Annotated in this window: 7 protein-coding genes and 1 pseudogene; 4 read left to right on the plus strand and 4 right to left on the minus strand. The window is 64.9% G+C overall.

Annotation, left to right across the window (positions count from 1 at the left end):
* The first annotated feature begins 3 nt into the window (after positions 1-3).
* On the plus strand, positions 4-723 hold the full coding sequence (trmB, locus tag ABZE94_RS18165; protein ID WP_372877137.1) for a tRNA (guanosine(46)-N7)-methyltransferase TrmB: 720 nt from the start codon (positions 4-6) through the stop codon (positions 721-723).
* A gap of 183 nt (positions 724-906) precedes the next feature.
* Positions 907-1107: pseudogene (locus ABZE94_RS18170) on the plus strand (DUF1329 domain-containing protein); the annotation flags it as partial.
* A gap of 199 nt (positions 1108-1306) precedes the next feature.
* Here ABZE94_RS18170 and ABZE94_RS18175 read toward each other — a convergent pair.
* From ABZE94_RS18175 to ABZE94_RS18190, 4 genes are all read right to left on the minus strand, one after another.
* Positions 1307-1678: a RidA family protein gene (locus ABZE94_RS18175; protein WP_372877126.1), complete on the minus strand. Its 372-nt coding sequence runs from the start codon at positions 1676-1678 to the stop codon at positions 1307-1309.
* A gap of 71 nt (positions 1679-1749) precedes the next feature.
* Positions 1750-3309 carry a BCCT family transporter gene (locus ABZE94_RS18180; RefSeq protein WP_372877128.1) on the minus strand — a complete coding sequence of 520 codons (1560 nt, stop codon included), beginning with the start codon at positions 3307-3309 and terminating at the stop codon, positions 1750-1752.
* A gap of 48 nt (positions 3310-3357) precedes the next feature.
* Positions 3358-4347, minus strand: a complete 990-nt coding sequence (locus ABZE94_RS18185) for a membrane dipeptidase (RefSeq protein ID WP_372877130.1) — start codon at positions 4345-4347, stop codon at positions 3358-3360.
* 11 nt (positions 4348-4358) lie between these two features.
* Positions 4359-5801 carry an aldehyde dehydrogenase family protein gene (locus tag ABZE94_RS18190; RefSeq protein WP_372877132.1) on the minus strand — a complete coding sequence of 481 codons (1443 nt, stop codon included), beginning with the start codon at positions 5799-5801 and terminating at the stop codon, positions 4359-4361.
* 93 nt (positions 5802-5894) lie between these two features.
* On the opposite strand from ABZE94_RS18190, the gene ABZE94_RS18195 reads away from it, so the two are divergent.
* Together ABZE94_RS18195 and ABZE94_RS18200 are read left to right on the plus strand one after the other, a co-directional pair.
* On the plus strand, positions 5895-6797 hold the full coding sequence (locus ABZE94_RS18195; RefSeq protein ID WP_372877133.1) for a LysR family transcriptional regulator: 903 nt from the start codon (positions 5895-5897) through the stop codon (positions 6795-6797).
* A gap of 189 nt (positions 6798-6986) precedes the next feature.
* Positions 6987-8387, plus strand: a 1401-nt coding sequence (locus tag ABZE94_RS18200; protein ID WP_372877135.1) for a hypothetical protein, incomplete at its 3' end; no start/stop codon positions are given.

The following is an 8387-nucleotide window of genomic DNA, read 5'->3' on the forward strand; positions in this document are numbered from 1 at the left end:
CCGATGACCGAATCGCAGCAACCCCCGGCGCCAGCCGAGGAACAGCGCCAGCACCGCGCTATCAAGAGTTTCGTGATGCGCGCCGGGCGCATGACCGAAGGCCAGCAGCGCGGCCTCGACCAGGGCTGGGCCAAGTTCGGCCTGGAGCTGGACGCCGGCGCCCCGGATTTCGATGCCGTATTCGGCCGCAGTGCACCGCGGACCCTGGAAATCGGCTTCGGCATGGGCCAGTCCCTGCTGGAAATGGCCGCGGCGGCGCCCGAGCAGGACTTTATCGGCGTCGAGGTGCACAAGCCGGGTGTCGGCGCCTTGCTCAACGGCCTGCTGACGCAGAACCTGGGCAACGTGCGGGTCTACAGCTGCGATGCGCTGGAAGTGCTGCGCCAGTGCGTCGCCGACGCCAGCCTCGATCGCCTGCTGCTGTTCTTCCCCGACCCCTGGCACAAGTCGCGCCATCACAAGCGCCGGATCGTCCAGCCGGCGTTCGCCGAGCTGGTGCGGCAGAAACTCAAGATCGGTGGCGTGCTGCACATGGCCACCGACTGGGAAGCCTACGCCGAACACATGCTGGAAGTGATGAACGTGGCGCCCGGTTACCGCAACCTGGCGGCCGACGGCCGCTGCGTGGAGCGCCCGGCGGAGCGCCCGGTCACCAAGTTCGAGCGCCGTGGCGAGCGCCTCGGCCATGGCGTGTGGGACCTGAAGTTCCAGCGCGAGAACTAGCCGCAAAACAGCTTCAAGCGCTGCCCCGGCAGCGCGACCCGGCTGCACGACAGCCACAGGACGCTTGCACAAGATCGGGACCACCCGGCGCCAGGACGGCCCCTCACCGCAACACCGAAGCACATCACGCTCGACCCCTTGTGGGGCCGGGCACGAAAAACAGTGGCGCCAGACGCCGCTGCGCTGGTCGGCCTGCAGGAAAGCCACCCGATCAGCTACTACGAAGTGCCGATGTTCGGCAGTACCCTGGAAACCCTCTACGACTTGAAGGGTGGCCGCTACTTCGTCGACGGTCTGGACAACAACGAGCCGATGTACGACTTCAACGCCCGCCTGAGCCCGCGCGACTTCAGCCCACAGGCGCTGCGCCGCGAAGGTAATTGAGTGTCAAGTCAAGCGCAAAAAGCCGCCCAGCTGGGCGGCTTTTTGCTGTGAGCGGCGCCGTCCTCGCTTATGGCGATTGGGCGCTGGTGCGCGAGGAATAGGGGGCCCTGGGTTGGTGCGGTGGCCGCGACAGGGGGTGAGTGCCAGGCATTCGACGCGCCAGCCGGTTGTGCCGAGCGAGCGCGTTAGGCCATGCGCATCAGGCGACGGCGTAGACCACCAGCTCCACCAGCATTTCCTCGCGGGCCAGGCCGGCGATGACCATGGCCGCGCGGTTTGGGTAGGGCGCGCTGAAATATTCGGCGTACACCGCGTTGACCGTGGCCAGGTAGCTGCGGTCGGTGACGTAGATCAGCACCTGGCTCACCGCGTCCATGCCCAGGCCCGCGCATTCGAGGGTGTGCTTGAGGTTGTCCAGGGTCTGCCGGGTCTGCGCCTCGATGTCGCCGGGCACCACCTGGCCCTGGAGGTCGATGGGGATCTGCGCGGTATACAGGGTGCCGTTGCCGATCACCGCCCACTCCAGCGGGGCCTTGGACGGGAACAACTGGGTTTTCACGGCCTGTTTCATGGCGTGCTCCTACTTTTTGCGGAATAAAAAAGAGGGAGGCGGCGGCTGCCGCACTCCCTCAAAGGTGGGGATTAGAGGCCTTGCTCGTCGGCCATGCGCCGGGCGATCTGCGGTGCGTTCCACAGGGCCGGCAGCAGCACCAGGGACACCGGCACGGCGGTGATCACGATGAACGATTGCAGCGCGCTGATGCCCCCCGAGCCGATGGAGATCAGCAGGGCCGCCACCACGCCCATCATCACGCCCCAGAACACGCGGATTTCCGAGCGCGGGTGGTCGGTGCCGGTCATCACCATGGAGATGGTGTAGGTCATGGAGTCACCGGTGGTGGTGACGAAGATGATGGTGAGGATCAGGAACAGCACCGAGATCAGGTAACCCAAAGGCAGCTGCGCGGTGATCGCCAGCAACGCGCCGGGCAGGTTGAAACCGGCGAAGGCTTCGGACACCGAACCGGGGTTGCTCAGCTCGAAGGCCAGGCCGCTGCCGCCGACGATGGTGAACCAGAAGCAGGTGATCACCGGCGCGACGATCGAGATCATGGTCACCAGCTCGCGGATGGTGCGTCCACGGGAGATGCGCGCGACGAACATCGCCATCAGCGGGCCATAACCGAGGAACCAGCCCCAGAAGAACACCGTCCACCAGTCCAGCCAGGCCGGGTCGGCGCGGAAGGTGGCCATCGGGATGAACTTGTCCAGATAGATGCCCATGGACTGCACGTAGGCATCGAAGATGAACGCGGTCGGGCCGAACAGCAGGATGAACAGCATCAGCACCACCGCCAGCACCACATTCAGCTGGCTGAGCAGTTTGATCCCGCGGGTCACCCCGGATACGGCGGAGAGGGTGTAGATGCCGACCAGGATGAAGATGATGGCCAGCTGGGTGCTGTAGTCGTTGGTGATGCCGAACAACTTCTCCAGGCCGAAGCTTACCTGCAGGCCGAGGAAGCCGATCGGCCCGATGGTGCCGGCGACCACCGCCAGCACGCAGCAGGCATCGACCAGGGCACCGAACCAGCCGGTCATGACGCGCTCGCCGAACAGCGGGTAGAGCAGGGTGCGTGGCTTGAGCGGCAGGCCTTTCTCGTAGTGCAGGTGCATCAGCACGATGCCACTGAGGCTGCCGAGAATCGCCCAAGCGAGGAAGCCCCAGTGCATGAAACTCTGCGCCAGCGCGTTGTAGGCCGCCTGCGGGGTGCCCGTCTCACCGCCGTACAGCGGCGGTGGCGAGAGGAAGTGGGCCATCGGCTCGGCCGCCGCCCAGAACACACCGCCGCCGGCGAGCAGGGTGCACATGATGATCGACACCCAGGTGTAGGTGGGCATCTCAGGCTTGGCCAGGGCGCCCAGGCGCACCCGACCGGTGCGGCCCATGGCGAGCAACAGGCCGATGACGAAGGTCAGCAGCAGCAGCACCTGCCAGTAGGCGCCAAACACCTTGGTGGACCAGGCGAAGGCGGCGTTGACCCACTCGGTCATCAGTTCGATGTCGAGCAGCGCGAGGATGGCGAAGAGCAGGACGAAGCCGCCACTCATCAGCAGTACCGGTACATCCACATCATGCAGCAGAGAGCTTTTGCCACTGTCGACGGCCCCCAGTTGGGCCGCCTGCGATTTGCTATTCATAGTGTTCTCCTGACAAGAATTTTGTACTTGTTGAGTTGTTCAGGACAGTTACGGAGCAGGCGTGAGGCCTTGCTCCAGGGTGTTGAGCCAGTTGAGACCCATCACCTTGGCGGTGTCTTCGGCGCTGAAACCGCGCTGCAGCAGGCCCTGGGTGATGTTCGGGAAGTCGCGGCTGTCGCCGAACCAGGTCAGCGGCTTGGGCCAGTCGGCGTTGCTCGCCGAGCCTTCGCCATAGTCGACCTGCTTCGACCAGCGGCCGCTGCGCATCCACTCCAGTACCGACTGCGGCTGGTTCTGGCACAGATCGGTGCCGATGCCGATATGCTCGATGCCGATCAGGTCGGCGGTACGCGCGACCATGTCGCAGAACTGCGCCAGGGTGCAGTCCGAGCCGTTGTGCAGGTGGAAGGGGTACAGGCTGAAACCGAGCAGGCCGCCGGACTGGCCCAGTTCACGCAGCACGGTCTCCGACTTGTTGCGCTTGGCCGGATGGAAGAACTCCGGGTTGGCGTGGGAGATGATGATCGGCCGGCTCGACAGCTCGATGGCTTCCAGGGTGCTGCGCTCGGCGCTGTGCGACATGTCGATGAGCATGCCGACCCGGTTCATCTCGACGATCGCCTGCTTGCCGAAGCGGGTGATACCGCTGTCGCTGCCCTCGTAGCAACCGGTGGCCAGCAGGCTCTGGTTGTTGTAGGTCAGCTGCATGATCAGCAGGTTGAGCTGGCGGAACACCTCGATCAGGGCGATATCGTCCTCGATCGGCGAGCAGTTCTGCGCGCCGAAGAAGATCCCCACTTTGCCCAGCTCCTTGGCCCGGCGGATGTCGGCGGCGCCCGCCACCGGCATGATCAGGTCGCCGTGCTGCTCGAAGCGGCGGTTCCACTCGCCGAGACGGCTGAGGGTTTCGCGGGCATTTTCGTGGTACACCAGGGTCACGTGCACCGCAGTGACGCCGCCCTGGCGCAGCTGGGTGAACAGCTCACGGTCCCAGTTGGAGTACTGCAGGCCGTCGATCACAATCAGGTCGTCATGCATGGCACACCCCCTCAGGCACGGATGTAGGTGGTCTTGACCACGGTGTAGAACTCGCGGGCGTAGCTGCCCTGCTCGCGCGGACCGAAGCTGGAGTTCTTCCGGCCGCCGAAGGGCACGTGGTAGTCGGTGCCGGCGGTCGGCAGGTTGACCATCACGCAGCCGGTCTTGGCGCGGCGCTTGAAGTCGCTGGCGACCTTCAACGACTGGGTCATGATCCCGGCGGTGAGGCCGAAGTCGGTGTCGTTGAGGGTGGCCAGGGCCTCCTCGTAGTCGGCGACCTTGATCACGCAGGCGATCGGACCGAACACCTCGTCGCGGTTGATCTGCATGTCGTTGCGGGTGTCGACGAACAGCGCCGGGCGCATATAGAAGCCTTCGTACTCTTCCTCGATGCGCTCGCCGCCACAGGCCAGCACTGCACCGTCGGCCTTGGCCTGCTCGATGTAGCGCAGGTTCTGCTCCAGCTGCTTGCCGTCGATCACCGCGCCAATCTGCGTGCCTTCGCGCAGCGGGTAGCCGACCTTGAGCTGACCCATGCGCTCGACCAGGGCGGCGACGAAGCGGTCGTGCATGCCGGCGGTGACGATCAGGCGCGAGGAGGCGGTGCACTTCTGTCCGGTGCCGAAGAAGGCGCCGTTCAACGCGCAGTCCACGGCCAGGTCGAGGTCGGCATCGTCGAGCACGATCAGGGCGTTCTTGCTGCCCATTTCCAGCTGGCAACGGACGAAGTTGGCGGCGGTGGCGCAGGCCACCTTGCGCCCGGTCTCGACCGAGCCGGTGAAGCTCAGGGCATCGATCTTGTTGGAGTGGATCAGCGCGTCGCCAACGGTGGCGCCGCTGCCCATGAGCAGGTTGAAGGTGCCGGCCGGCAGGCCCTGACGGGCGATGATCTCGCTCAGCGACCAGGCGCTGGCCGGTACCGCATTGGCGGGCTTGAACACCACGGCATTGCCGAAGGCCAGGGCCGGGGCGATCTTCCAGGCCGCGGTGGCCATGGGGAAGTTCCACGGGGTGATGATGGCGACCACGCCGACCGGCTCGCGGCGGGTTTCGATTTCCACGCCCGGACGCACCGAATCGGCGGTCTCGCCCATCTGCCGCAGCACTTCGGCGGCGTAGTAGTGGAAGAACTGGCCGGAGCGGTAGACTTCGCCCATGCCTTCGGCCAGGGTCTTGCCTTCTTCGCGGGCCAGCTGCTCGCCCAGTTCGGCCTTGCGCGCGATTAATTCGTCACCGATCGCGGTCAGCACCTGATAACGCTGCTCCAGGCCGCTGCGCTGCCACTCGAGTTGACCGGCGATGGCCGCGTCGAGGGCCTGCTCGATTTGCCCGGCGTCGGCCTGGGCGTAGTCGCCCAGCACATCCTGGATGTTCGCGGGGCTGATATTGCGGATAGTCGCGGAGCCCGTAAGCCACTCGCCATTGATGTAGTTAGCAAAGATATCGCCGGACATATGCACCTCCTCTCAAACTGTGAGCGAATGGTAGGCGCCGTTCTCAATAAACTAAAATCAGTAGTAAATATTGTTTGATAAGGAAAACTTACCATGCTGCCCGAGCTAAAAATCGCCCAGCTGCGGCACTTCGTCTGGGTGCATGAGCTGCAAGGCTTTCATGCCGCAGCGGAAAAGGCGCACCGCACCCAGCCGGCGATTTCCCTGTCGATCCGCGACCTGGAGGGCAAGCTCGGCCAGGCCTTGTTCGAGAAGCGCAATGCCCGCGCGGCCAGGCCGGAGCTGACCCCCTTCGGCGTGCAGTTCATGGCCTACGCCAAGGAATTGATCGCCCACCACGACCGGGTGATCAAGGACATGAGCCTGATCGCCCAGCACAAATCCGGGCATTTGCGCATCGCCTCGGTGCCGTCGATCGCCAGCCGCCTGCTGCCGGACATCCTCACCCGCTTCATCGGCGATGCCACCGATCTACACGTCAGCCTGTTCGACGACAGCTCCGAGGTGGTGCTGGCGGTGGTCGAGAACCAGCAGGTCGATTTCGGCATCGCCAGCCTGTGGGAGGCGGAGAGCGACATCCGCTTCATTCCGATCTGGGAGGACAGCATCGGTGTGGTCTGTCGCAGCGACCATCGACTGGCCGATGAAGTCGAGTTGAGCTGGCAGCAACTGCGCGGCGAGCGGCTGATCGCTAATGGCACTTCACGCCTGCTGGCGGACACCGCCGCCGAAGAACTGGTGGTCGACGCGCAGTTCTATATGTCCAACATGATTTCCCTGCTGGCCATGCTCGAGGCCGGCATGGGCATCACCACCCTGCCGCGCTTCGCCTTTCCGCTGGAGCACAGTCAGCTGCGCTTCATTCCGCTGAACGACCCGCAGATCAACCGCGACATCGGCATCGTCCGCCGCGCCGATCATTCGCTGCCGGTGGCGGCCCAGGCGCTGTTCGAGTTCATCCTGCGTGACAACGAACTGGATCCGGAGCAGGTCTGAGTGCGCTTTAATCTGATCGTTACGGTGCTTTAGATAAGTTTCCCTTATCGGCTGATAGGGCGATCTGAATTGCCCTGCGCCGGCCCTTGCACCACCATCGACGGCAGATAACAACAACCCGCCGTGTCCCACTTGGCCTTCAGCAGGCCGCAGTGCCGGATACGGCTTGCGCCAGTCGAGGTCCAGCCCATGAGCATTCCTTCCAGCATCGATCCCGGCAAGCGCGGGGCACAGGCGATCCGCCTGCGTCCGGCCCATGTGGTCATGGACCTGGAACGCCTGGGCAGCCTGCACCAGAGCCGCCTGAGTTTCATGCGCTGCCTGGTGCGCAAGATCATGCGCGAGGGCTGGCAGATCGAGGCGCGGCGTTTCGAGCTGGATGCCGAGGGTTACGGCACCGTCATCTACCGTATCCAGACCACGGGCGACCTGTTCAGCTTCGTGCTGTTTTCCCAGTATCTGGACCCGGACAAGCGCAATGACCGGGTGATCGCCAGCGAGTGGGACCTGACCATGGCGCTGTGCGAGGGCGAGGTGGACGACGCCTACGTCGAGTACCTGCGCCTTAACGTGCCGTTGCAGGAAGCCGGCCGCCTGGACTCGCGGGTGATGGTGCTGTCGCGGGCCAACCGCAGCGTGCGCAACTTCGACAGCGTGGTGGCGGCCCTGAGCGCCGGCCAGCAGCCCGAGGTGGAGCAGATCGCCAAGGTCGGCTACCTCTATCGCACCACTGCGGTGTACGGCAGCGGCAAGCTGGGCATGGCCGACTGGGAAAAAGTCAGCAGCAAGCACCCGGACTTCGCCCGGCCCTTCGCCGCCGAGATGTTCAACTGCTTCATGCTGCGCAACTTCAGCCTGCAGCAGGCCGAGCACATCGCCCGCCAGCGCGCGCCTGAAACGGCCGTGGCGCTGCAACCGCAGCTCAAACGCTACTTCGGCATCGGCAACTCCACGGGCCTCGGCATGGCGCCCTACCTGATCAATCACCCGCAGCTGATCAGCCGCTGGATCGAGATGCGCGAGCTGGCCCTGGCGCGCGTGCGCGGCCTCGGCCAGGTCACCGCCGAGCGTCTGGCCCGCCTGCAGGTGCTGGTCGAACGCGGCACCCTGCATATCCAGCAGACCGTCACCGAGGACGACTGGCAGACCGGCAACAACCGCCGGGTGCTGGAAGACTTCGCCGCGCTGCAGGACTGGCTCGCCAGCCACCCGCTGCAAAGCTGGGAGCAGTTGTCGAGCTGGGTCGAGCAACAGCTCAGCCTGCAGGGTCAGGAGCTGCTCAACTGCATCCTGCTGGAGCTCTACCCGGAGCTGGTCGACAGCCTGGAGGACAGCTTTTCCCTGGTCGAATCCCTCGAGTTGCAACCGCAGATGCCGGCCGCCGAGCTGCAGGCGCTGATCGAGCAGCATTACGCCTGGGCCCTGGCCATCGACTTTACGGCCGACGGCGCCAGCGAAACCTTCTGGTACCGTTCCGAGGAGAAGCAGGAGCCGCGCCTGGGCAATTGCAGCCTGGAGAGCGGCCGCGACAAGCAGATGCCCCTGGGCATCGGCTACCTGGCGCAGCAGTGTCATCGCCAGCTTGGCGCC

The organism is Pseudomonas sp. (assembly GCF_041601375.1).
Lineage (GTDB): Bacteria > Pseudomonadota > Gammaproteobacteria > Pseudomonadales > Pseudomonadaceae > Aquipseudomonas.

Bases quoted from the DNA above. Each gene is read 5' to 3' on its own strand.
- trmB (WP_372877137.1), top strand. From the start codon at position 4: ATGACCGAATCGCAGCAACCCCCGGCGCCAGCCGAGGAACAGCGCCAG.
- ABZE94_RS18175 (WP_372877126.1), bottom strand. From the start codon at position 1,678: ATGAAACAGGCCGTGAAAACCCAGTTGTTCCCGTCCAAGGCCCCGCTG.
- ABZE94_RS18180 (WP_372877128.1), bottom strand. From the start codon at position 3,309: ATGAATAGCAAATCGCAGGCGGCCCAACTGGGGGCCGTCGACAGTGGC.
- ABZE94_RS18185 (WP_372877130.1), bottom strand. From the start codon at position 4,347: ATGCATGACGACCTGATTGTGATCGACGGCCTGCAGTACTCCAACTGG.
- ABZE94_RS18190 (WP_372877132.1), bottom strand. From the start codon at position 5,801: ATGTCCGGCGATATCTTTGCTAACTACATCAATGGCGAGTGGCTTACG.
- ABZE94_RS18195 (WP_372877133.1), top strand. From the start codon at position 5,895: ATGCTGCCCGAGCTAAAAATCGCCCAGCTGCGGCACTTCGTCTGGGTG.